The organism is Aestuarium sp. (genome assembly GCF_023253315.1).
GTDB lineage: Bacteria > Pseudomonadota > Alphaproteobacteria > Rhodobacterales > Rhodobacteraceae > Marivivens > Marivivens donghaensis.
Genome location: NZ_JALRGW010000003.1, coordinates 1 through 22,083, shown reverse-complemented (window position 1 = coordinate 22,083; position 22,083 = coordinate 1). Strand labels below are relative to the sequence as shown.

The following is a 22,083-nucleotide window of genomic DNA, read 5'->3' as shown; positions in this document are numbered from 1 at the left end:
GTCACGTCTCCTTACTTTGAACGGCTGCGGTAAAGGTTGTCGAGGTAGACAGCGATCACGAGGACGCTACCGACGACGATCTGTTGGACTGCGGTGTCAAAGCCGATCAGGACCATGCCGGTCTGAAGGCTCTGCATCACCAATGCACCGAGGATTGCACCGTAGATCGTGCCAACACCACCAGCGAGCGAGGTGCCGCCGATCACGGCTGCCGCGATCACATAAAGCTCGTCCAGAAGGCCAAGAGCGTTGGTCGCGCTGTTCAGACGGGCAGAGGCAACAACAGCCGAAAGGCCAGCCAATGCGCCCATCAGTGCGAAGATGCGCAGGGTCATCCAGCGAACGTTGATACCAGCCAGAGCCGCAGCTTCGGGGTTACCACCGATCGCAAAGACGTAGCGGCCAAAGCGGGTGCGGGTCATCAGGATGGTCATCAAGATGCCGACCACCATCAGAATGATCACAGGGATAGCAAAGCCGTGGCTGATGAAGAGGCCTTCAGCAGGAACCTCAACGCCGTTTTTCGCAGCCCATTGGTTCACGATGCCTTTCGGCCATGGGTAGGAGTTCACCAGAAGAACCGCACCGACCACAATCGCGCAGCCTAGGCCGCCAACGAACAGTTCAGCCCACATCGGACGCAGCGGGAAGTCGTGCTCGATCCGATTGCGGCGACCTGCGTAGATCAACCAGATGATGCCTGCACAGGCCAGACCGCCAACGATCCAGCTGCCCGTTGCGCCAACGGTGCCGTAAGGTCCGCCGCCCAAAAGCTGGAAGGTCGCGTCAACGGGGGAGATGGTTTTACCATTGTTCGACAGGAATGCAGCGCCGCGCCAGATCATCAGACCACCGAGGGTCACAATGAACGCAGGGATGCCGCGGTAAGCGATAAGCCAGCCGTGGAATGCGCCGATGATCGCACCACACAGGATGCCAACGACAGCGGTGATGATCCAGATCGACGGGTTCCCGAGGCCAAGGTATTGCGGCAGGATTTCGACCTGCAAAATACCCATGATCATACCGGTCACACCAACAAGAGAGCCCACCGACAGGTCGATGTTACGCGTGATGATGACCAGAACCATGCCCGTTGCCATGATCCCGATGGAGCACATCTGAACGGACAAGTTCCACAGGTTGCGTGGTGTGAGGAAGGCGCCAAAATCGTTAAAGATTACGCCATACATGTGAAACCCGATCCAGATCGCCAGCAAAGCGCCGACCATGCCGAGGAGGCGGGTATCAATCTCGGTTGCACGCAGGAATCGCGTGATCGGCCCAGTCTTCGACGCGGAGCCGGTGGGTTTGTTTGTGGTGTCGGTCATGGAACCTTCCAAATATCTGCTTGGTACGCAGGGTGCAGTGCTCAAACCTAGTCTTCGTGGCAAGCGACTGCGGCGTTTCAGGACGGCAAAGCGTCCGAATGTCGAAAATTCAAAGAGTGTCGGGTGCCAAACCGAGGTCTGGCACCCGTGTCTTAGGCTTAGTTACAGCCGTCAACGCCTGCGATTGCGCCTTCACATGCCTGCTCTTTCGAGATGTGGCCTGCGTCGATTGCAACGCTGAGGTTTGCGCGTGTCAGCGGGGTCGGGGACAGAAGGATCGCGTTCATTTCGATACCTTTTTCGCCGCCCGAGAACTTCACAGCGCCTTCGATTGCGTCGAGAGCGGTGCCCGAAGCCAGAGCCGATGCGATTTCACCAGCTGCAGTGCCGAGCTGACGGGAGTCTTTCCAAACCGAAACGGTCTGGGTGCCACGTGCAACGCGGTTGATCGCAGCCAAGTCGCCGTCCTGACCACCAACAGGGATCACGAGACCCTGAGCGGAGAGAGCAGCAACAACACCACCAGCCATACCGTCGTTTTGAGACAGAACAGCATCAACGTTGTTGTTGTTTGCGGTCAGGATCTGCTCCATGTTTTTCTGAGCATTTTCAGGCTTCCAGCTGTCCGAGAACGCTTCGCCAACGATGTTGATTTTGCCAGCAGCAACGGAGTCGCCGATCACTTCCATCATGCCCTGAAGCAGGAACCCAGCGTTCGGGTCACCTGGGTCACCTTTGATGATCGCGTAGTTGCCTTCTGGAACTTCAGCCGAAACGGTTTCAGCGATGATGCGACCAACGCCGATGTTGTCAAAGGTCAGGTAGAAGGTGCGGTCGTCTTCGATCAGACGGTCGTAGCCAACAACCGGAATGCCCTCAGCCGCTGCCATTTCGATAGCCGGGCCGATTGCGTCTTTGTCCCATGCGTTGATGATCAGTGCGTTAACGCCCTGAGCGATCAGTGCTTCGATGTCAGCAAGCTGTTTGGTGGACGACGACTGAGCGTCTGCGGACACATAGGTGTCGCCAGCAGCTTCGATTGCTGCAACCATTGCTGCTTCGTCGATCTTCCAACGCTCTTCCTGGAAGCTCGCCCAGGATACGCCGATTTTCATGCCGTCTGCCAGAGCAGCAGAGCCGCTGAAGCCTGCAACTGCCACAGCAGCCGCGATAATTGCCTTATGCATAGTGTTTCCTCCCATAGAATTCTATCAACGAAGATCGTTCTCTTCGTAGGCCTCCCTAGCTTGACTGATTAAATTCAATTGTCAAAATAAAAAAATCATAAATTGCGGAAAATTTATGGACAGCGGACAATTTTCGCCCGAATATTACGCTCACCTGAGGGAAATTCGGAGGAAATCTTCTCGCAGGTGCAGAAATAGTTCAGGAGGTGAACTTATGGAATCTGGGTTGGAGGAGGTCCTTCTCGAATCGCAGCACGCACAGGAAGGGTGCGGGCCGATTAACCTTGTGGGGTTGCGTGATTCCAAATCTCTCCGTCAGCAGGTCTTTGAACAGGTGCGGGCAAATGGGCAGGTGTCGCGGGCGATGATCGCGCGGACTTTGAACGTTTCGCCGGGGTCTGTGACCTCTATTACGGCCGAATTGATCGCCGAAGGGTATCTGCGCGAGGTTGAGGGTGCTGCCCGCGAAGCGGGGCGTGGCCGTCCTCCTGTCGCATTGCAGGTGGTGCCAGAGGTGAAGCGGGTCATCGGGATTAAGATCTCTGACGAACGCCACACCGCCGTGCTGACCGATTTCGCGGGGCAGGTGGTTGCCTCTGCCGCGCTAAACATTCCGACCACGAAAAAGCCCGTCGCCACGATCCTTGATGAACTCGAAGAACTGGTGAATCGTTTGATGACCACGGCCGGCCTGCCGTTCTCGGCGGTCTCGGGAATCAGCGTCGGAATCTCTGGTGTTGTCGACCATTCCTGTGGTGTGGTCACATGGTCGCCGCTCATTGTTGAAACCGAAGTCGCGATGGAGCAAGCCATTGCGGATCGGTTCAACTGTCCCGCTCACCTCGAAAACGACGCGAATATGCTGACGCTGGCTGAACTGTGGTTCGGCGCTGGCCGTAGCCGTAAGGATTTTGCGGTTGTCACGGTCGAACATGGCGTGGGTATGGGCATGGTGATTAACAACCAGCTCTATCGCGGCACCCGTGGCATGGGCATGGAATTGGGCCATATCAAAGTGCAACTCGACGGTGCGCTCTGCCGCTGTGGGCAACGTGGTTGTCTTGAGGCCTACCTCGCGGACTACGCTTTGGCGCGCGAGGCATCGACGGCCTTGGGTATTTCGCGGAACAATCCGCAGAGCTTGCCCGTCATGCTCGAAACGCTCTACGAAAAAGCAAAATCGGGGAACCGTGGTGCGCGGACGATTTTCCAGCGGGCAGGGCGCTATTTGGCGGTTGGCCTGTCTAATATCATCAACCTTTTCGATCCCGAGCTGATCATTCTGTCGGGCGAACGGATGCGGTTCGACTACCTTTATGCCGCCGAAGTGCTTGCGGAAACGCATTCCTTGACGCTCAATCAGGCGCGACCAAGAAGTAAAATTGAAATCCAGACGTGGGATGACTTAGTCTGGGCCCGTGGGGCAGCGGCGCTTGCGCTGAGTGAATTGACCAATCGGGTCTTTGGAGAGACGAAGTTACCAGCATGAAATACCTAACGCTCCTCGCGGTCTTTGGCGCGGCTCCGGCCTTTGCGGGTCCAGTTTTCGAAAATATGTCCCAGAATTTGCCGCCTCACGAATACAGCGGTGGCTGGGATCATTTCGTCGGCGGCGGCGTTGCGGTGATGGATTGCAATGGGGATACACTCCCTGATGTGTTCGCTGCAGGCGGAACGGGGCCTGCCTCGCTGTTCATCAACGATGGTGATTTTCAGTTCCACGCAGGTGACTTTCCCGAAATCACAGAGACCACAGGTGCCTATCCGATCGACATTGATGCGGACGGTCACATGGACCTTTTCGTCCTGCGGATCGGCGCGAATAGAGTGCTGAAGGGCGGTCCGGATTGCAGCTTTACTGATGTGACGGCTGATTATGGTGTGCCAGAGACAGATCAGTGGTCCACCTCGTTTACCGCATGGTGGGTTGATGACGGTCTGCCGCATATGGCGGTCGGCAACTACGTCGATCGCAGCAACCCAAAGGGGCCGTTTTTCGCCTGTGATAGCAATACGCTACTGACGCCTGAGAACGGCACATACACGGCTAGTAACCTCGAGCCCGGCTTTTGTGCGCTCTCGATGCTTGCTGCGCGGGATGCATCGGGCACCCAGCGGCTCCGCATTTCGAACGACCGCCAGTATTACGTGCGCGGCGGTTACGAGCAGATGTGGGACATCGCCGAAGCACGGTTTTTAGGCGAAGAGGACGGCTGGGCGAAAGTCTCACTCTGGGGCATGGGGATCGCCAGCCGCGACCTCAATGGCGATGGCCGCGATGAGGTCATGCTGACCTCTATGGGCGACCAGCTTCTGCAGATCGCAACAGACGAAGGCCTATATACCGCTGCGCCGTTTAACATGGGCACATCGGCGCATCGCCCATATTTAGGCGATGATGGTCGTCCGTCGACAGGATGGCACGCGCAGTTTGGCGATGTGGACAACGATGGTCGCGCCGATCTGTTCATCGCGAAAGGCAATGTCGATCAGATGCCGTCGAACGCGATCCATGATCCGAATAACCTTCTGATGCAGCAGCCCGATGGTCATTTTGTCGAGGCAGCACTCGAGGCGGGTCTGGCCAGTGGTGAACGTGCCCGTGGTGCTGCGCTAGCCGATTTCGACAATGACGGACGGCTTGATGTGCTGGTGCTGAACCGTCGTGCGCCTATGGAAATCTATCGCAACGTGACGCCAGATACTGGCGCATGGCTCAACGTTGCGCTGGAGCAGGGCGGTGGAAACCGCAATGCGATCGGAGCGCAGATCACGGTTGAGGCAGGTTCGTTTAAAGAAACCCAGCAAGTCACCATCGGCGGCGGTCACGCTGGCGGTCAGGCTGTGCCGTTGCATTTCGGTCTTGGCGACGCGATTGAGGCGACGATCACGGTGGAATGGCCGAACGGGACAGTGACCACGGCCACCGCCCCTGTGAACCAAACGCTGACCCTAACCCATTAAGGGTTAGGGATCGTCAATCCGCTCGGCACCGTTTCGGGAATACCCAAACGACCTGTCTGCGCGGTGGTGTCTGTCAGGCTGTTCAGGAACGCGACAATCGCCGTAACCTCGTCATCCGACAGTTCAACGGGTTCAATGCTGACTGCTGCGGCGATAGCTGCCACCTCTGCGGGATCATCCATGATCCGCCAATCGGCGAACTCGGCCTCGGGCAGCACGACTTGCGAACGATCGTAGGATTCGAGCCCCGCAACGGGATCAATGTGACCTTTGACAAAGGTCGTCAGGTCCGAATAGGCCCCCGCGTGGCCCCATGGCCCAGTGAGTGCCACGTTGCGCAATGACGGCGTGCGGAACGCGTAAAGGTCCGCAGGATCGCCTGTCACACGGAACCGCCCTTCGTCGCGGGCATTGGTTTCAAACCGCGCACCTTTACCCGGTCCGACCTGAGGCTGCCCCATCGCGTGGAAGCTATGATCGGTCAGGAATTTTCCTGCGTGACAGGACGCACATCCAGCCTCGCCATAAAACAACTCCATCCCTAGGGCAGCGGTGTCTGGTAGCGGAGTCGTCCCGCGCAAGGCCGCATCAAAGGGCGATGTATCCGACCGCCATTCAAACTCCATAAACGCGGCAATGGCGTTGGAAATATCGGTAAAGGCGATGTCGTCGGGGGACGAAATGTGGTCATACACCGCGCTGAATTTATCAGCGTATTCAGGAATGGCCGCAACGCGGCGCGCGATCAAATCCCATGCACCACCTTCGCCCGTCAACGTGCCCAGACGCACGGCCTGCGAAATCTCGTTCTCGGAATAATGGCCCGCCATTTCATCGGCGGACAAAACGGGGAACATTGTCTGCGCGGAAACGATAGAGGCGAAGCCCGCGACCATCTCGTCCTCAAGAGGGGTGCGAAGGCCATTCGGACGGCTCGGGTCTACTTCAACACGGCCATCGTGGAACAATACTCGGAACTCTTTTGCGCCGAGGTTAAAGAGCGGCTGGGCGTTTCGTGGAATCCGTTGTTCAGGCAGGTTCGCCATGTCCAAAACGCGGTTCGGGCCTAGCCCGCGACCACCATCCCCGATGGATAGCGATAGCCCGTCGCCTGTTCCCTCGGACGGATGGTGACAGGTCGCGCAGGCAACCTCTTTGTTACCCGATAGGATGGGATCATAGAATAGCAACTGGCCCAGTTCGGCCTCGTCTTGGCGCACCGGCAGGAAGTCATCATCCGTCAATGGTGCTGGTATGCCCGCCGCCTGAACCATTGGGGCTGCCAAAGCCAAAACTAAGGTCAATGAACGCATTCGATCTCTCCTCTTCCCTTGGCAGTAGAGTGTCGCAAAGCCTTGGGTTTGGAAAGGAAAAGAGGATAGATTTTTCGTATATAAACGGTGTTTTGAACAGAAAGAGGCCCCACCTGATCTCTCGGGCAGGGCCTCTTTGGAGGGAGAAGCAGTTTAGCTGTTTGTGGCGTTGCGATACCACTCCACTATCATCCGACGTTCGTCGTCTTCCATGTAGCTGACGTTCGCGGGCGGCATGGCGTGGGTGACGCCAGCCTGCAGGAAAATCTGGGTCGCGGCGCGAGCAATATCGTGGTCCGTTTCGAGCAGCATTCCCTTGGGCGCGTTGCGGATACCGTCATAGAACGGCTCACGCGCGTGGCACATCGAACAGCGGCCAGGGATCATAGATGCCACGTCCTCGAACCCTTGGGCATTTGCGAACTTCTGTTCGGTCGGGGTCAGCGGACGCGCGTCAGATTCTTCCCATGTGTCGTAGCGCAGCGGTGCGGTCGACAGCCACGCGATCAGGATGAACAGGATCGCAGTCACGGCCCATGTCCAGCTTGGGCTGCCTTTGCGAGCGTGGCGGGTGTTGAAATAATGGCGGATTGTTACGCCCATCAGGAACACCAGCGCCGCGATGATCCAGTTGTAATCGGTGCCAAAGGCCAGTGGGTTGTGGTTCGACAACATCAAGAACACGACCGGAAGTGTCAGGTAGTTGTTGTGCGTCGACCGCAGTTTCGCGATTTTCCCGTATTTCGCGTCAGGTGTGCGACCTTCTTGGAGGTCTTTTACCACGATGCGCTGGTTTGGCATGATGATCAGGAACACGTTCGCCGTCATGATCGTCGCTGTGAACGCGCCGAGGTGCAGCATGACCGCGCGACCTGTGAACACTTGATTATAGGCCCAGCCCATCACCACGAGCAGGACAAACAGCAGAACCATCAGGACGGTGGGGCGTTCGCCCAGAGGTGATTTGCAGAGGAAGTCATAGACCAACCAGCCGATGCTGAGGGAGGCTGCAGAAATCAGGATACCTTGCCACAGGGCGAGGTCAGCCTTGGCTGGATCAATGAGGTACAACTCACCACCTACCCAGTAGATGATCATCAACAGAGCAGCGCCAGAGAGCCAAGTCGTATAGCTCTCCCATTTGAACCACGTCAGATGGTCGGGCATGTTTTCAGGGGCAACGAGGTATTTCTGGATGTGGTAGAACCCACCGCCATGCACCTGCCATTCTTCGCCGTGCGCGCCCACTGGAAGGTTCGGCACCTTGCGAAGACCAAGGTCCAACGCGATGAAATAAAAGGATGATCCGATCCACGCCATCGCGGTGATCACGTGAAGCCAGCGCACTGCAAAGGCGGCCCAATCCCACAATACTACAAGGTCCTGCATATTTCCCCATCTCCTGTCTTTGCGAAGAGTCTAGTCCAGTGATAGCTTTTCGAGTATTCTTGAAAATCCCAAGGCAGCTTCAAGAAATACGGAAATATCACGTGGCTTACCTCGACAATATCAGAACCTTCATTCGGGTCTATGAACTTGAAAATATGTCGGCAGCTGCACGAGATTTACGCATTTCTGCTGCGGTTGCATCATCTCGAATCTCGCAGTTAGAAGAACACCTTAACACACGGCTCTTCCAGCGGACGACCCGCAAACTCGCTGCGACTGAACAGGGGCGGATGTTTTACGAAGGGGCCTGCCGCATCATTGAGGCCGTCGATATGGCCGAAGCCGACATTAGCACCGCGACCAGCACCTTGCGTGGAACGCTCTACGTCGCGGCACCGCTCGGGCTGGGTCAGCGGGTCATCGCGCCTGCTTTGCCTGCTTTTCGGGCGCAGAACCCGCTTGTGGATATTCGCCTGCGTCTGTCCGACCGCAAATTGGATATGGCCGAAGAAGGGCTTGATGTGTTGTTTTTCCTTGGCAATCCCGAGGACAGCAACTTGCGCATTCGCAAAATCACCGACTGCCAAAGGGTGCTCTGCGCGTCGCCTGATTACCTCGCGCGGCGGGGCTATCCGACATCGAGCGCGGAACTCTGCACCGATGCCCATGACTGTTTGAACCTGCGCTACCCCGGCGCGCCAGAGTTTCGCTGGCCTTTGCAAGGACCAGAGGGTGTGCGTCGTGTACCCGTGACAGGGCCGTTTGAAACTGACCACGGTGACGTGCTGACCAATTGGGCCTTGGACGGGCAGGGGATCATTCTGAAATCCGTGTTCGAGATTTCAGAGCACCTCGAATCTGGGCGTCTGGTGCCTGTGCTGCCAGACGAACCACCCGTGCCCATTCAGATGGGATGCCTGTTCATGCACCGCAGACGGCAAGACCCCAAGGCACGGGTTTTTATAGATTTTATGGTCAAACGGATCGACGAACAGCTATCGGTTTAGCTGCCGCGATAGGTCGAATACCCGAAGGGCGAGAGAAGCAGCGGCACGTGGTAGTGCGATGCCTCTGACATGCCAAACCGCAGCGGGATCACATCCAGAAACCGTGGAGTTTCAGGTGGGGTTCCGCAAGCATCGATGTAGTCGCCCGCGTGGAACACCAGCTCATAAACACCCGTCGCAAATTCCGCTGCGGGCAGGATCTGTTCATCGGTGCGGCCATCCGCGTTTGTAGAGAGGCTACGGATGTGCGTGCGGGTTTCGTTTTCAATCCGATAGAGGTCAATCTTTAGACCCTGCGCAGGGCAGCCACGCGCCGTGTCCAAAACGTGAGTAGTCAAATATCCAGACATATCAGTCTCCTTTTGCCCTTTTTTGCCGCAGTTTCAGAATGAAGCGATACCTGAGCAGCAATAAGGACTTTCAAGATTAAATTGAAACCGTTTCACTGGCTCTCAGAATACAGTGTTGCGAACTGCAGGAGAATTCAATTGCGTCGATATACTCGCAACATGCGCGGATACGGGCCTCAGGCCCCCAATGCGAACTGGCCCAACGGGGCCAAAGTGGCTGTGCAATTCGTTCTGAACTACGAAGAAGGCGGTGAGAACTGCTTGCTCCATGGGGATGCGGGCTCTGAGGGCTTCTTGTCCGATATTCCGGGTGCTGCGCCGTGGGCGGGTCAGCGTCATTGGAACATGGAGTCGATCTACGAATACGGCGCCCGCGCTGGGTTTTGGCGTTTGCACCGTTTGTTTACGGGCGCAGGTATTCCCGTGACAATCTATGGCGTGGCCTCTGCCTTGGCCCGCAACCCTGAACAGGTTGCCGCGATGAAGTCCGCAGGCTGGGAAATCGCGAGCCACGGGCTCAAGTGGGTTGAACACAAAGACATGCCCGAGGACGAAGAATGCGCAGCGATTGCTGAGGCCGTCCGTCTTCATACTGAGGTCGTCGGTGAACGCCCGCGCGGTTGGTATACGGGCCGCTGTTCGATGAACACTGTTGCTCTCGTCGCTGAAGAGGGTGGGTTCGACTACATCAGCGATACCTATGACGACGACCTGCCGCATTGGATGGAATTCGGCGACCGCGATCAGTTGATCATCCCCTATACGCTCGAGGCAAACGACATGCGGTTTGCGGGTGCACCTGGGTGGGTCACAGGGCAGGACTTTGGCGACTATCTGATTGATGCCTTCGATACGCTTTATGCCGAAGGCGAGGCAGGCGCGCCGAAAATGATGTCCGTCGGGCTGCATTGCCGTCTGGTTGGCCGTCCCGGTAAAATCGCAGGCCTCAAGAAATTCATCGACCATATTCAGGCACATAGCGATGTCTGGTGCCCGCGCCGCATCGAGGTGGCAGAGCATTGGGCGACGCATCATCCGCACAAACGGATCGAACGACCGAGCCAGATGACCAAAGACCGTTTTGTCAGCCTCTATGGTGGCATCTTTGAACATTCCGCTTGGATTGCCGAACGTGCGTTCGAGTTGGAACTGGGCCCCGCGCACGACTGTGCTGCAGGCGTTCACAACGCGCTATGCCGCATGTTCCGTTCCGCGACCGAGGATGAACGGCTCGGCGTTCTATTGGCGCACCCTGATCTGGCTGGGAAACTGGCTGCGGCTGGACGCCTGACCGCAGAGAGCACATCAGAACAGGCCAGCGCGGGTCTGAATATGCTCACCGATGAGGAGCGCGAAACCTTTACCGCGCTAAACTCGGACTATGTTGCGAAACACGGGTTCCCTTTTATCATCGCCGTGCGTGACCATGATAAGGCGTCGATCCTTGCAGCGTTCAAACGTCGGATCAACAACGACCGCGCGACCGAATTTGCTGAGGCCTGCCGACAGGTCGAACGCATCGCAGAGTTCCGTTTGCAGGATCTCTTCGCATGACAGTCAACGTGACGCCCAAACCCCTCACCGCCGAAGCCTTTGCGCCTTATGGTGATGTGATCGAAGTTTCGGGCGCCCCTGACATGATCATCAATCAGGGCATGTGCGGGCGCCACCACGACCGCGCAAACGTCGATTTCGGCGAGGGTCGCGCGGGCATCAGCCTCTTTGACGCAAAGGCGCGTAGCCTGCCGATGACGGTCGCTTTGGTCGAACGACACCCCTTGGGCAGTCAGGCATTTGTGCCGATCTCGGGTGTTCCGATGATTGTTGTGGTTGCGGCTGCGGGCGAAACCCCTGGTCCGATCGAGGCGTTCATCAGCCAGCCGGGGCAATCGATCAACCTACATAGAAACACATGGCATGGGGTCCTCACGCCACTGGATCGCGATGGCCAATACATCGTGATCGACCGAATTGGGGACGGCAATAATCTGGTGGAACACTGGTTCAAAGAGCCAGTGATTATTGACGTCCCACAATAAACGCTCCCCGCAGAATGGGGGCGACTAACAACAGTCAAAAGGGAGTAACACTATGGCTGATACGTCACTTGGGACAGCTGCACAGCTAAAGGACCCAAATTATACACCTCCATTAGGCCAAGCGATCCCGCTCGGTATCCAACACGTTTTGGCGATGTTCGTCTCGAACGTCACACCTGCGATCATCGTTTGTGGCGCGGCTGGTTTCGGCTTTGGATCGAACTCGCCTGATTTCCCGCAAATGGTCTATATGATCCAGATGTCGATGTTCTTTGCGGGCATTGCGACATTGTTCCAAACCATTGGTTTCGGTCCTGTCGGCGCACGTTTGCCCATCGTTCAGGGCACATCTTTTGCGTTTATTCCGATTATGATCCCGCTCGTTGCGGGCAAGGGCGTTGATGCTATCGCTGTCCTGATGGGCGGTATTTTCGTGGGTGGTCTGTTCCACGCACTCCTCGGCACGGTCATCGGAAAGATCCGCTTTGCCTTGCCGCCGCTGGTGACGGGCCTTGTGGTAATGATGATCGGTCTCGCGCTGGTGAAGGTCGGTATTCAGTATGCAGCAGGCGGTGTTCCTGCGATTGGCACGCCTGAGTATGGCTCTGGTGCAAACTGGCTGGTGGCTGGCACCGTTATCGTTGTCACATTGGGTCTCAAGTTCTTTGCCCGTGGTATGCTGTCGATCTCTGCCGTTCTTGTTGGTCTGATCGCAGGCTATGTCGTCGCTTATGCGCTGGGCATGGTGAGCTTTGGCAACGTGGGGCGCGCTGCGGCCTTCTCGCTGCCGAACCCGTTCCACTTTGGCATGGAATTCACCGCGGCGTCGATCATCGGCTTCTGCGCAATGGCGTTCGTGTCGGCTGTTGAAACCGTGGGTGACGTGTCTGGTATCACCAAAGGTGGCGCTGGCCGCGAAGCGACTGACAAAGAGATCGCAGGTGCGACCTATGCAGACGGTCTGGGCACTGCTGTGTCTGGCCTCTTTGGCGCCCTGCCGAACACCTCGTTCAGCCAGAACGTTGGCCTGATCGCAATCACTGGCGTCATGAGCCGCCACGTTGTGACCCTTGGCGCTGTGTTCCTGATCATCTGTGGTTTGGTCCCCAAAGTTGGCGCGATCATCTCGACCGTTCCGATCGAAGTTCTGGGCGGCGGCGTGATCGTTATGTTCGGCATGGTCGTGGCTTCGGGCATTTCGATGCTGTCGGACGTCGAATGGAACTCCCGCAACATGGTGATCTTTGCGATCGCTCTGTCGCTGGGTCTGGGCCTCCAGCTCGAACCTGATGCGCTGCAGTATCTGCCGGGCACGATCAAGATCTTGGCAACTTCGGGCATCCTGCCTGCAGCCCTGATCGCGATTGTCCTGAACCTCATCCTGCCTGCACACCTCTCGGTCGAAGCGACTGACGAAGTGTCGGGCGGCATGTCTGGCTCCAAGAAGTAATCAAAAACCCTGCTCCGCATTGGCGGGGCAGGGCATCTGACAAAGCAAAAGCCCCAGAGGAAACTCTGTGGCTTTTCGTTTATCGGGCCAGTGGTGCGAAGGGCATGTGGCGGTTCACGTCCTTGTAGAGAAGGTATCGGAACGGCCCCGGTCCCCCTGCGTAACAGGCTTGCGGGCAGAACGACCGAAGCCACATGAAGTCGCCAGCCTCGACCTCAACCCAATCATCGTTGAGACGGTAGACGGCTTTGCCTTCAAGCACATAGAGCCCGTGTTCCATCACATGCGTTTCCGCAAATGGGATCACGCCACCAGGTTGGAAGGTCACGATGTTCACATGCATGTCGTGGCGCAGGTCGGTCGGATCAACGAACCGCGTCGTCGCCCATTTGCCATCGGTGTCGGGCATCGCATTCGGGGCCACGTCCGCTTCGTTCGTGACAAAGGCGGGCGGCATGTCCAGCCCGTCAATCGCTTGATACCGTTTGCGCAGCCAATGGAACCGCAGTGGGGCCGCTTTGGTATTGCGCAGGGACCATGTCGCGTCTGGCGGGAGGAAGGCATATCCGCCCTCAGCCAACACATGGGTTTCGCTGTTCAGCGTGAGCGTCATTTCGCCCGCCACGACAAAGAGAACAGCCTCAACGCCCGTCTCCGTCTCTGGGCGATCCGAACCGCCGCCCTCAGCAACCTCAGCGATGTATTGCGAAAACGTCTCTGCAAATCCAGACAGCGGGCGGGCCAGAACCCAAAAACGGGCGTTGTCCCAAAACGGCAGGTAGCTGGTCACGATATCGCTCATCGTGCCTTTGGGAATGACGGCATAGGCGTCTTTGAACACGGCGCGATCCGTGAGCAACTGTGTCTGCGGCGGTAGCCCGCCCGTCGGGGAGTAGTATCGAGATTTTGTCATGATAATCCGAACCTTATAGATCGACCCCACTCAACCTAACTTTGGCGCGACGCACCACAGCGATTTGACGATAAGGTTTCGTAGCTTGGGTTTGATAATCGCATCTCAGGCCGCAGCCAGTAGCCAATCTCGCAACTCAATCGCCCGCGCAGGGGCGTTTTTCCGAGCAGTGATATAGAACCCATGCGGCGCCTCAATGCTGTCGGGAAAGAGTTTGACCAGCGATCCCGATGAGATCAGCCCGCGTGTCAGCGTTTCCCACCCCAGCACCGCACCCACACCGTCTTGGGCGGCTTGAAGAGCGATGGCGTAGTTGTTCACGTAGTGCGAAGGACCCAGATCAATCGTCACCCCCAGCATTTCGAGAAAGCTCTGCCAGCCCGTCCATCGCGCATCTGACGCGGTTAAGTGGATCAAAGGCATCTTAGTCAAATCGGTCAAATTTTGGGCAGAAAAACGCGATGCGAACTCTGGTGAGGCAAGAATAGAAATGCGGTCACGGAACAAGAGGCGGCAATCGCCCGAATTCGGGGCATCCTCACCGTAGAAAATACACAGGTCACTGGTGGGCGACGTCCCCGGCAAATCGGTGACGTTTTGCGACACTGGGATGTGTCCGCGATGCGCCCAGAACCGCGTCAGGCGCGGGGTGAGGAAGAACGCAGAGACTGCCGTCGTCGCCTCAATCGTCACCGCGTCGTCATCCGCGCGAAGCTGTAACTGTTCGATTGCACTGGATATTTCGCCAAACCCACGCTGGATTGCGACATAGAGAAAAGCGCCCGCCTCGTTCAATTCGACGCCACGGTGATAGCGGTTGAAAACCTGAAACCCCAGTTCGGCCTCCAGCGATTTGACCTGATGGCTGATCGCGGCGGGGGTGACGTTCAAATCATCGGCGGCCTTTTTGAAACTGGCACACCGCGCAGCGGCCTCAAAACTGGCAATCGCGGTGAGAGAAGGGAGCGAGCGATAACGGGCTGGCATGGGGTAATCCTGAGGTGAACTCCAAAACCATTATGGCTTAATTCAAGTAAGTCAATGATAGGTTTTTTGCGATTGCGAGGGACCTGCGTTTTGCGGTTCTGTATGGCTGATTCAACGAAAGACCGACCGATGCATTCGAACAGTGATGTCCTCTCTCTCCTCCTGTCCCGTAAACCGTGGCATTCGCTGCCGCAGGGGCTTTATTTGTCCCAAGCGGCCTATGACGCCGACATGCGCGACCTATGGCACCGTGAATGGATTTTTGCGGCGAGCGCTGCGGAACTGCCCGCCGCAGGCAACTATGTGACCGTCACTTTGGGCGATGCGTCGATCATCGTGGTGCGGGGTGCTGATGGTGTCGCGCGTGCGTTCCACAACTCCTGCCGTCACCGTGGCAGCCGCATTTGTTCGGCGACCAAAGGCACCTCTGCTAAACTCGTTTGCCCCTATCACCAGTGGACCTATGACCTCGATGGATCGCTTCTCTGGGCGCGTGAAATGGGCGATGATTTTAATCCCAAAGAACACGGCCTTGGCGTCGTTCACTGTCGCGAAGTGCAGGGTCTGATTTACATCTGCCTAGCTGCCGTTGCGCCTGACAGCGGTGACCTCGCGGATCAAGCTGCCCGTTACCTCGGCCCTCACGACGTGGCCAACCTCAAGGTCGCCTACCAGTCCACCATCGTCGAAGAGGCGAACTGGAAGCTGGTGATGGAAAACAACCGCGAATGCTATCACTGCGCCTCGAACCACCCCTCGCTTTGCGTGACCTTCCCCGATGATCCGAACCTAGTAGGTGCGGATGATGCGACGACCAGCAATATGGGTCGCGAACATATCGAAAAATGTGAGGCCGCGAATTTCCCTGCGCGCTATGTGATCGACCCGACCGAAACATGGCGTTTTGTCCGTATTCCGTTCCTGCGCGATACCGTAAGTTACACGATGGACGGTAAGGCTGCGGTGTCAAAACGCATTGGCACTGTGCCCTTCGATGATGCAGGCAGCTGTCTCTATTTCCACTATCCAAACTCGTGGAACCACTTCCTGTCGGATCAAGTGCTGACCTTCCGCGTCATGCCGCTCGGCCCAGATCGGACCGAAGTCACAACGACGTGGCTTGTACACAAGGATGCGGTCGAAGGCGTGGATTACGATCTGAACCGGCTGACTGAGGTCTGGATTCACACCAACGATGAGGACCGCCAAATCGTTGAAGAAAACCAGCGTGGCGTCCAATCTCCTGGCTATAAACCCGGTCCCTACAGCAAGGCCCAAGAAGGCGGCGTGAACCAGTTCGTGGACTGGTACTGCAAGACGCTGCAAAACCACATGGTGTCGTCATGATCCCGATGCCGAACCGCGCCTCGCCCGTTTGGACTGATGCGGAATTGCTAGAGTGTGTCGCCGTTCTGCCTGAGGCACCGAACGTCAAAACCTTCAGCTTCCGCGCGCCCTCTGGTGCGACATTCGTCTACAAGGCGGGGCAATTCATCACGCTTGATCTGCCCGTGCCTGGTGGGAATGTGCAGCGGACATTTACCATGTCCTCTTCGCCCCTGTCGGCGGGCTACATAAGTGTGACGGTCAAGGTCCAAGAGGGTTCTGTCGGAAGTCGCTGGATGCATGATCATCTGACGGTTGGCACGCGGATCAAGGCCTACGGTCCTGCGGGTATCTTCCATCTGCCTGACCAGCCCGATGGCAAATACCTGTATATTTCCGCGGGCTCTGGCGTGACGCCGCTCATGTCGATGGCGACGACTTTGTATGAATTGGGCAACGATCCCGATATCTGCTTTATCCAATGCGCCAAACGTCCGCGTGACCTGATTTTCCGCCAAAAGCTGGAACTGATGACCTCGCGGACCGCTGGCATCGATCTGCATTTTGTCGTCGGTCAAAACGATCCCTACGAGGTTTGGACTGGCTATCGCGGTCGATTTAACCAGTTGATGCTGGGCCTGATGTGTCAGGACTATCTGGAGCGCGATGTCTATTGCTGTGGTCCAGAGAGCTTTATGGACAGCGTGCGCGAGATCCTGATTTCGCTCGGCTATGATATGGATCGCTATCATCAGGAGGCATTCTCGGCCCCTGTTGAGGATGAAGAAGACCTGCCCGAATTCAACGATGTTGAAGCCGATGCCACGGCAGCCGCAGAGGTTACTTTTGCGAAATCGGGCAAGACCGCGTTGGGCAAAGAGACGGACACGGTTCTCGCCTTGGCGCGTGCCAATGGTGTGCCGCTGCCGTCTGGCTGTAGCTTCGGTCTGTGCGGAACCTGCAAGATCAAGAAAATCTCGGGCGACGTGCATATGGTCCACAACGGCGGGATCACCGATGCCGAAGTTGACGCAGGCTATATCCTTGCCTGTTGTTCGCACCCCTTGGGCAATGTGGAGGTGGAGGCTTAATCCGCCCCATATCCTTGGCCTTTTGGGTCGCGGCAGTAAGACCAGAGTAGAGCGCGGTGGAAAACCCACCCGCCTCTGCTGTGGTCAGACCCGCCGCCGTCGTGCCTGCATAATCGACAAAGACTTTCACCCACTCGGTCGCGTTCTGCGTCTCACCCCGCAACAATTGCGCCGCATCACAGATGGTCGCCTCGGTTGCACGCGCCGCAATGTCTGTGCTGACGCCATTGTCCGTTAGAAATTTCATCATCGCAGCAGCCATGAGGGCAGGGTAGGCGGGACCTGATCCAGAAAGCGCGGTCATCAAATCGATATCCGTCTCTGACGCGAGTTCATCACAGGTGCCAAAGGCCGACAGGATGTCATTCGCGGTCGCTTTGTCATCCGCGGTGACCGCAGATCCAGCGAACCACGGCGAATAGGACGTGCCGATCTCTGCTGCTGCGTTCGGAATGGCGCGGATCACACGATCACCCAAGGTCGCGATGTTCACGCCTGCCATAAACGAAATCGCCAGTTTCCCCTTGGCGTCAAAATTCAGTGCGGGCCAATCCTGTGGCCGCACAGATAGGATGATCGCGTCCGAACGGTCAACCAGATCGGCCACATCCGCCGCCCAAACCACCTGACGCCCGAAATAGTCCTCACGCGGATCGCTACGGTTTAGGATCACCAAATCGCTCGGCGCATGACCACGATCTAACAGCGCCTTACCCAAAGCAGAGCCAAGCCATCCCGTGCCGCCGATAATCCCGATTTTCATAGTATTACTCCGAACCGCGAATAGAACCGCGCCACCTCGCGATCATTGGGTTTTTGGCCCGTGTAGACCTCAACATAATTGGCAACGCGGGCCAGTCGTTCGGTCAGCGGTTCCGTTGTCTGCATTGAGATATAGCCAATCTGAACGAGGTAAATTGTCCGCGCCCGCACATCGGCATCTTGGGCGTCATAGCCCCAGCCCTCAAGCATCCCGCGCAGCGCATCGAGCCGTCGATTGTCTGCCGCCTGCAGTTCGGTGAGCATTTTGGGGTCTTGTATCGCCCAGCTGCGCACCGCGTGTTCCATCCGCGCGTCAAAGGCATCTTCGCGTAGGAAGCAACTGATGACGTTGAACATCGCCTCAGTTCGGGTCTCTGCGTATTCCTTTGTGGCGGCGATCAGGGGGGTTGTTGTGCGGTCCTCCCACAATGCCCTCAGCGCTTGGAGTAGCGATCCGCGATTGTCAAAGAACCAATAAAAACTGGTGCGCGACAGCTTTAGCTGCGCCGCGAGCGGTAGGATTTTCACCGCATCGATGCCGTTTTCGATCAGGGCATCATAGGCCGCTTGCAGCCATAATTCTGGCGATCCGCGCCATCCGGTGTCGATGTCTTCAGCCTGAGTCATGCGGGTACGCTACTCTCGTTTTTTTGGGTGCTCAAGTGAATGTTCATAGGTGAACCTAAACTTGACAGTTATGAACATTTTCGGAATCCTTCGGCAAATCCAATTGCGGAGTCGCGCCATGTCTAACGATCCACTTCTCCAGCCGTATCAGCTGAAACACCTCACTTTGAAAAACCGGATCATGATTACAAGTCATGAACCTGCCTATCCCGAAGACGGCATGCCCAAGGATCGTTACCGCGCCTACCACGTAGAGCGGGCAAAGGCGGGCGTGGCGCTGACGATGACCGCAGGGTCGGCCTCGGTCGCGCGCGACAGTCCGCCGGTGTTCAACAATATCCTTGCCTGGAGGGACGAAGTCGTCGGCTATATGAAGCAGATGGTCGATGAATGTCACGACCATGGCGCCGCTGTGATGATCCAATTGACCCACCTTGGTCGCCGCACGCGCTGGGACAAAGCGGACTGGTTGCCCGTTGTAGCGCCCAGCCACGAACGCGAAGCATCGCACCGTGCATTCCCAAAACGCATAGAAGACTGGGACATCACTCGTATCATCGAGGACTACGCGGATGCCGCTGAACGTATGCAAGCGGCGGGCGTCGACGGGATCGAGCTCGAAGCTTACGGCCACCTCCTTGAACAATTCTGGTCCCCGCTGACCAACGACCTTGACGCGCCCTATGGTGGTTCGCTCGAAAACCGTCTGCGGTTCACGATGGAGGTTTTGCAAGCCATCCGTGCCCGCTGTGGCGAGAAGTTCATCGTCGGTGTGCGCTACACGGGCGATCAGGATATGGCGGGCGGCATGGGCAAGGATGAGGGGCTTCAGGTTTCTCACATGCTCAAAAACAGTGGCCACGTGGATTTCCTCAATATCGTGAAGGGCCATATCGACACTGACCCTGGTCTGACTGATCTGATCCCGATCCAAGGGATGCGGAACGCGCCGCACCTCGACTTTGCGGGCGAAATTCGCGCGGCAACCAATTTCCCGACCTTCCACGCTGCCAAAATTCCTGACGTTGCCACCGCCCGTCATGCGATTGCGAGCGGGAAGCTGGATATGGTCGGCATGACCCGCGCCCACATGGCCGACCCGCATTTGGTGCGCAAAATCATCGAAGGGCGCGAGGATGACATTCGTCCTTGCGTCGGCGCGAACTACTGCCTCGACCGTATTTATCAAGGCGGCATGGCGCTCTGCTTGCATAACCCCGCAACGGGCCGCGAACTGGAAGTGCCGCAGACGATCACCCCTGCGGACACGAAAAAGCGGGTCACGATCGTCGGTGCTGGCCCCGCAGGGATGGAGGCCGCTCGCGTCGCCGCAGAACGCGGTCACGCTGTCACCGTGTTCGAGGCCGCCGACCAACCCGGTGGGCAAATTCGGCTAACTGCGCTGCAAGAACGCCGTCGTGAGATGGCGTCGATCATCGCGTGGCGCTTTGACCAATGCACCAAGCGCGGCGTGCAGTTCCATTTCAACACATTTGCCGACATGGACACCGTTCTGGAAACCAACCCAGACGAGGTTATCGTCGCGACAGGGGGCTTGCCCCATACCGAGGTGTTGGAAGCTGGCAATGAACTGGTTTGTTCCGCGTGGGATATTCTGTCGGGCGATGTGAAGCCGGGCACAAACGTGCTTGTGTTTGACGACGCGGGCGATCACGCGGGTCTACAGGCGGCGGATGTGATTTCGGAAACGGGCGCGAAGGTCGAAATCGTCACGCCAGACCGCAGTTTCGCGCCTGAAGTCATGGCGATGAACCTTGTTCCTTACATGCGTAACCTGCAAAAACGCGACACGACCTTTACGGTCACGTGGCGTCTGATGGCCGTCGCGAAAGACGGCAACCAACTGCGCGCCACCTTGGGCAGCGATTACGGCGGGGTGACCCGTGAACGGATCGTGGATCAGGTTGTGGTGAACCATGGCACGCGCCCGCTCGATGACATCTATTTCGATCTGAAACCGCTGTCGTCGAACCTCGGTGAGGTGGATTACGACGCGCTGTCGACAGGTGCACCGCAGACCGTGATGCGCAATCCCGAAGGCACGTTCCGTCTGTTCCGCATCGGTGACGCTGTTTCGGCACGCAACACCCACGCGGCAATCTACGATGCCCTGCGTATCGGTAAGGATCTCTAACCGATTGGCATCGTAAAGCCGACCTTCACGCGGTCCATCACCGCGCTCGTTCTAAATCGCGCGACGTTTTCTTCTGCAAAGAAGTGGCGTCGCGTAAAATCTTCGTAATCGGCCATGTCTTTGGCTGAGAGGATCAGGATAAAGTCCGCGTTTCCAGTGACATAGTAGCACTGCATCACTTCTGGCGCGGCTTTCATCTTGTCCTTAAAGCGGTCCAATTCCGCAGGCCGTTCGTTTTGGAGCGTCACCTCCACAATCATGATCAATCCTCGGCCCATCGTTTGTGGATTGAGGATCGCGACCTCTTGTTCAATCGCATCCGATGACCGCAATTTGGCAAGCCGTTTGCGGCAAGCGTCAGGGGATAGCCCCACTTTTTCCGATAGCGCTTCGGCGGTCAGGCGGTTGTTGTGCTGCAAGGCGTCGAGGATGAGTGTGTCAAAGCTGTCCATGTGGGGATTTGGTCGGAATATACGCTCAATGTCACGGCTAATTATCGAATAGGTCCGAAAATCCGTAACTGGACGTGAGTGACGCGGTTTTTCGGCCTCAACATGTCCCTCTTTGCCGAGATCGGATTGACCGCCTGCGCTACTCTCATTGCAAAGTAAAAGGATTCCCCATGCCCAACACACGTCCCAACCCCTTCCGCGGTACTGGCCTGCCGAACTTGACTCTTTATCCGACCGCGGACGCGAGTGCCGTGGGTAAACTGTTGTCGATGTGCCCCGCGCACGCTCAAACGCCGTTGGTCGAAGCCCCCGAACTGGCCAAGGCCGTCGGTGTCGCCCGCATCACGATCAAGGATGAACGCGGGCGGATGGGCTTGGGCAGCATCGACAAACTATATTTCACAAGAAATAATAATCTTTTACTTATCAGCCATATTTTGGACACTGGGTTATGACACTATTTATGGAGCGCAAGATATAAGAGATGATGAGATAATTGGAGTAAAATCAACTTCCATAAAGTTTAAAAAAAATATTAGACAATTCGTTAGTGTAAATTACCTTTTATCTTCATTATTAATAATTTACTTAATTAAAAATGAACTTGGTTTTAACTTTTTAACATTTTTTATGATAATTTTTATTTTAAGTTTAGTTTATCAAATACAAATATTTGATAAAATTAATCCTCAATCTTGTTTTAAAGCTTTTAAAATAAATAATTTTTCTGGGCTTAGTAT

21 protein-coding genes are annotated in these 22,083 nt (G+C 56.6%); 11 read left to right on the top strand and 10 right to left on the bottom strand.

The genetic code is table 11. The features are described from left to right. Positions 1-11: 11 nt before the first annotated feature. The gene (locus tag AC1QQ2_RS02985) at positions 12-1,331 is read right to left on the bottom strand and encodes a sugar ABC transporter permease (RefSeq protein ID WP_249945350.1); all 1,320 of its coding nucleotides are present in this window, start codon (positions 1,329-1,331) and stop codon (positions 12-14) included. Positions 1,332-1,489: 158 nt separating this feature from the next. Next, the gene (locus AC1QQ2_RS02980; RefSeq protein WP_105234631.1) at positions 1,490-2,518 is read right to left on the bottom strand and encodes a substrate-binding domain-containing protein; all 1,029 of its coding nucleotides are present in this window, start codon (positions 2,516-2,518) and stop codon (positions 1,490-1,492) included. Between the two features lie 214 nt (positions 2,519-2,732). Between AC1QQ2_RS02980 and AC1QQ2_RS02975 the strand changes: the two genes are divergently transcribed. Both AC1QQ2_RS02975 and AC1QQ2_RS02970 read left to right on the top strand, forming a co-directional pair. Next, complete coding sequence (locus AC1QQ2_RS02975) at positions 2,733-4,007, top strand: ROK family transcriptional regulator (RefSeq protein WP_105234632.1); 1,275 nt, start codon at positions 2,733-2,735, stop codon at positions 4,005-4,007. Further along, positions 4,004-5,482, top strand: a complete 1,479-nt coding sequence (locus AC1QQ2_RS02970) for a CRTAC1 family protein (RefSeq protein ID WP_479712023.1) — start codon at positions 4,004-4,006, stop codon at positions 5,480-5,482. The genes AC1QQ2_RS02975 and AC1QQ2_RS02970 overlap by 4 nt, the downstream gene beginning before the upstream one ends. On the opposite strand, the gene AC1QQ2_RS02965 is transcribed toward AC1QQ2_RS02970, so the two are convergent. Further along, entirely contained in the window at positions 5,479-6,795 is a 1,317-nt protein-coding gene (locus AC1QQ2_RS02965) for a cytochrome-c peroxidase (RefSeq protein ID WP_479712022.1), read from the bottom strand. The genes AC1QQ2_RS02970 and AC1QQ2_RS02965 overlap by 4 nt on opposite strands. Positions 6,796-6,948: 153 nt before the next feature. After that, the gene (locus tag AC1QQ2_RS02960) at positions 6,949-8,184 is read right to left on the bottom strand and encodes a urate hydroxylase PuuD (RefSeq protein WP_479712021.1); all 1,236 of its coding nucleotides are present in this window, start codon (positions 8,182-8,184) and stop codon (positions 6,949-6,951) included. A 101-nt stretch (positions 8,185-8,285) separates the two neighbouring features. Between AC1QQ2_RS02960 and AC1QQ2_RS02955 the strand changes: the two genes are divergently transcribed. After that, the gene (locus AC1QQ2_RS02955) at positions 8,286-9,191 is read left to right on the top strand and encodes a LysR family transcriptional regulator (protein ID WP_479712020.1); all 906 of its coding nucleotides are present in this window, start codon (positions 8,286-8,288) and stop codon (positions 9,189-9,191) included. Here AC1QQ2_RS02955 and uraH read toward each other — a convergent pair. Next, entirely contained in the window at positions 9,188-9,541 is a 354-nt protein-coding gene (uraH, locus tag AC1QQ2_RS02950; RefSeq protein ID WP_479712019.1) for a hydroxyisourate hydrolase, read from the bottom strand. The genes AC1QQ2_RS02955 and uraH overlap by 4 nt on opposite strands. A gap of 138 nt (positions 9,542-9,679) precedes the next feature. On the opposite strand from uraH, the gene puuE reads away from it, so the two are divergent. Genes puuE through AC1QQ2_RS02935 form a run of 3 tightly spaced genes read left to right on the top strand, consistent with a single transcriptional unit; the run spans position 9,680 to position 13,030 of the window. Beyond that, a complete protein-coding gene (puuE, locus tag AC1QQ2_RS02945) occupies positions 9,680-11,095 on the top strand; it encodes an allantoinase PuuE (protein ID WP_479712018.1) in 1,416 nt (471 codons plus the stop codon). Beyond that, positions 11,092-11,580 carry an ureidoglycolate lyase gene (locus tag AC1QQ2_RS02940; protein ID WP_479712017.1) on the top strand — a complete coding sequence of 163 codons (489 nt, stop codon included), beginning with the start codon at positions 11,092-11,094 and terminating at the stop codon, positions 11,578-11,580. The genes puuE and AC1QQ2_RS02940 overlap by 4 nt, the downstream gene beginning before the upstream one ends. A 52-nt stretch (positions 11,581-11,632) precedes the next feature. Beyond that, complete coding sequence (locus tag AC1QQ2_RS02935) at positions 11,633-13,030, top strand: uracil-xanthine permease family protein (protein WP_479712016.1); 1,398 nt, start codon at positions 11,633-11,635, stop codon at positions 13,028-13,030. Positions 13,031-13,109: 79 nt separating this feature from the next. Here AC1QQ2_RS02935 and AC1QQ2_RS02930 read toward each other — a convergent pair whose 3' ends face one another. Beyond that, positions 13,110-13,943, bottom strand: a complete 834-nt coding sequence (locus AC1QQ2_RS02930) for a bifunctional allantoicase/(S)-ureidoglycine aminohydrolase (protein WP_479712015.1) — start codon at positions 13,941-13,943, stop codon at positions 13,110-13,112. A gap of 105 nt (positions 13,944-14,048) precedes the next feature. Further along, positions 14,049-14,930, bottom strand: a complete 882-nt coding sequence (locus AC1QQ2_RS02925; RefSeq protein ID WP_479712014.1) for a LysR family transcriptional regulator — start codon at positions 14,928-14,930, stop codon at positions 14,049-14,051. A 129-nt stretch (positions 14,931-15,059) separates the two neighbouring features. Here AC1QQ2_RS02925 and AC1QQ2_RS02920 point away from each other — a divergent pair, with 129 nt between their 5' ends. Both AC1QQ2_RS02920 and AC1QQ2_RS02915 read left to right on the top strand, forming a co-directional pair. After that, positions 15,060-16,277, top strand: a complete 1,218-nt coding sequence (locus AC1QQ2_RS02920) for an aromatic ring-hydroxylating oxygenase subunit alpha (RefSeq protein ID WP_249945743.1) — start codon at positions 15,060-15,062, stop codon at positions 16,275-16,277. After that, positions 16,274-17,347, top strand: a complete 1,074-nt coding sequence (locus AC1QQ2_RS02915; RefSeq protein ID WP_479712013.1) for an FAD-binding oxidoreductase — start codon at positions 16,274-16,276, stop codon at positions 17,345-17,347. Before AC1QQ2_RS02920 ends, AC1QQ2_RS02915 begins: the two co-directional genes overlap by 4 nt. Here AC1QQ2_RS02915 and AC1QQ2_RS02910 read toward each other — a convergent pair. Next, on the bottom strand, positions 17,268-18,110 hold the full coding sequence (locus tag AC1QQ2_RS02910) for a pyrroline-5-carboxylate reductase family protein (RefSeq protein ID WP_479712012.1): 843 nt from the start codon (positions 18,108-18,110) through the stop codon (positions 17,268-17,270). The genes AC1QQ2_RS02915 and AC1QQ2_RS02910 overlap by 80 nt on opposite strands. Then, complete coding sequence (locus tag AC1QQ2_RS02905; RefSeq protein ID WP_479712011.1) at positions 18,107-18,736, bottom strand: TetR/AcrR family transcriptional regulator; 630 nt, start codon at positions 18,734-18,736, stop codon at positions 18,107-18,109. The genes AC1QQ2_RS02910 and AC1QQ2_RS02905 overlap by 4 nt, the downstream gene beginning before the upstream one ends. 118 nt (positions 18,737-18,854) lie before the next feature. On the opposite strand from AC1QQ2_RS02905, the gene hpbA reads away from it, so the two are divergent. Next, positions 18,855-20,891, top strand: a complete 2,037-nt coding sequence (gene hpbA, locus AC1QQ2_RS02900; protein ID WP_479712010.1) for an N-methyl-L-proline N-demethylase HpbA — start codon at positions 18,855-18,857, stop codon at positions 20,889-20,891. Here the strand turns inward: hpbA and AC1QQ2_RS02895 are convergent. Further along, the gene (locus tag AC1QQ2_RS02895) at positions 20,888-21,343 is read right to left on the bottom strand and encodes an Lrp/AsnC family transcriptional regulator (protein ID WP_479712009.1); all 456 of its coding nucleotides are present in this window, start codon (positions 21,341-21,343) and stop codon (positions 20,888-20,890) included. The two genes, hpbA and AC1QQ2_RS02895, sit on opposite strands and share 4 nt — an antisense overlap. A gap of 170 nt (positions 21,344-21,513) precedes the next feature. Here AC1QQ2_RS02895 and AC1QQ2_RS02890 point away from each other — a divergent pair, with 170 nt between their 5' ends. Both AC1QQ2_RS02890 and AC1QQ2_RS02885 read left to right on the top strand, forming a co-directional pair. Continuing rightward, complete coding sequence (locus AC1QQ2_RS02890) at positions 21,514-21,798, top strand: hypothetical protein (protein ID WP_479712124.1); 285 nt, start codon at positions 21,514-21,516, stop codon at positions 21,796-21,798. Continuing rightward, positions 21,698-22,083: UbiA family prenyltransferase (locus AC1QQ2_RS02885; RefSeq protein WP_479712008.1), on the top strand; the 386-nt coding region annotated here is incomplete at its 3' end. The genes AC1QQ2_RS02890 and AC1QQ2_RS02885, both read left to right, overlap by 101 nt.

Excerpts from the sequence above, each read along its gene's own strand:
- AC1QQ2_RS02985 (WP_249945350.1), bottom strand. The coding sequence starts at position 1,331 with ATGACCGACACCACAAACAAACCCACCGGCTCCGCGTCGAAGACTGGG.
- AC1QQ2_RS02980 (WP_105234631.1), bottom strand. The coding sequence starts at position 2,518 with ATGCATAAGGCAATTATCGCGGCTGCTGTGGCAGTTGCAGGCTTCAGC.
- AC1QQ2_RS02975 (WP_105234632.1), top strand. The coding sequence starts at position 2,733 with ATGGAATCTGGGTTGGAGGAGGTCCTTCTCGAATCGCAGCACGCACAG.
- AC1QQ2_RS02970 (WP_479712023.1), top strand. The coding sequence starts at position 4,004 with ATGAAATACCTAACGCTCCTCGCGGTCTTTGGCGCGGCTCCGGCCTTT.
- AC1QQ2_RS02965 (WP_479712022.1), bottom strand. The coding sequence starts at position 6,795 with ATGCGTTCATTGACCTTAGTTTTGGCTTTGGCAGCCCCAATGGTTCAG.
- AC1QQ2_RS02960 (WP_479712021.1), bottom strand. The coding sequence starts at position 8,184 with ATGCAGGACCTTGTAGTATTGTGGGATTGGGCCGCCTTTGCAGTGCGC.
- uraH (WP_479712019.1), bottom strand. The coding sequence starts at position 9,541 with ATGTCTGGATATTTGACTACTCACGTTTTGGACACGGCGCGTGGCTGC.
- AC1QQ2_RS02940 (WP_479712017.1), top strand. The coding sequence starts at position 11,092 with ATGACAGTCAACGTGACGCCCAAACCCCTCACCGCCGAAGCCTTTGCG.
- AC1QQ2_RS02935 (WP_479712016.1), top strand. The coding sequence starts at position 11,633 with ATGGCTGATACGTCACTTGGGACAGCTGCACAGCTAAAGGACCCAAAT.
- AC1QQ2_RS02930 (WP_479712015.1), bottom strand. The coding sequence starts at position 13,943 with ATGACAAAATCTCGATACTACTCCCCGACGGGCGGGCTACCGCCGCAG.
- AC1QQ2_RS02925 (WP_479712014.1), bottom strand. The coding sequence starts at position 14,930 with ATGCCAGCCCGTTATCGCTCGCTCCCTTCTCTCACCGCGATTGCCAGT.
- AC1QQ2_RS02920 (WP_249945743.1), top strand. The coding sequence starts at position 15,060 with ATGCATTCGAACAGTGATGTCCTCTCTCTCCTCCTGTCCCGTAAACCG.
- AC1QQ2_RS02915 (WP_479712013.1), top strand. The coding sequence starts at position 16,274 with ATGATCCCGATGCCGAACCGCGCCTCGCCCGTTTGGACTGATGCGGAA.
- AC1QQ2_RS02910 (WP_479712012.1), bottom strand. The coding sequence starts at position 18,110 with ATGAAAATCGGGATTATCGGCGGCACGGGATGGCTTGGCTCTGCTTTG.
- AC1QQ2_RS02905 (WP_479712011.1), bottom strand. The coding sequence starts at position 18,736 with ATGACTCAGGCTGAAGACATCGACACCGGATGGCGCGGATCGCCAGAA.
- hpbA (WP_479712010.1), top strand. The coding sequence starts at position 18,855 with ATGTCTAACGATCCACTTCTCCAGCCGTATCAGCTGAAACACCTCACT.
- AC1QQ2_RS02895 (WP_479712009.1), bottom strand. The coding sequence starts at position 21,343 with ATGGACAGCTTTGACACACTCATCCTCGACGCCTTGCAGCACAACAAC.
- AC1QQ2_RS02890 (WP_479712124.1), top strand. The coding sequence starts at position 21,514 with ATGCCCAACACACGTCCCAACCCCTTCCGCGGTACTGGCCTGCCGAAC.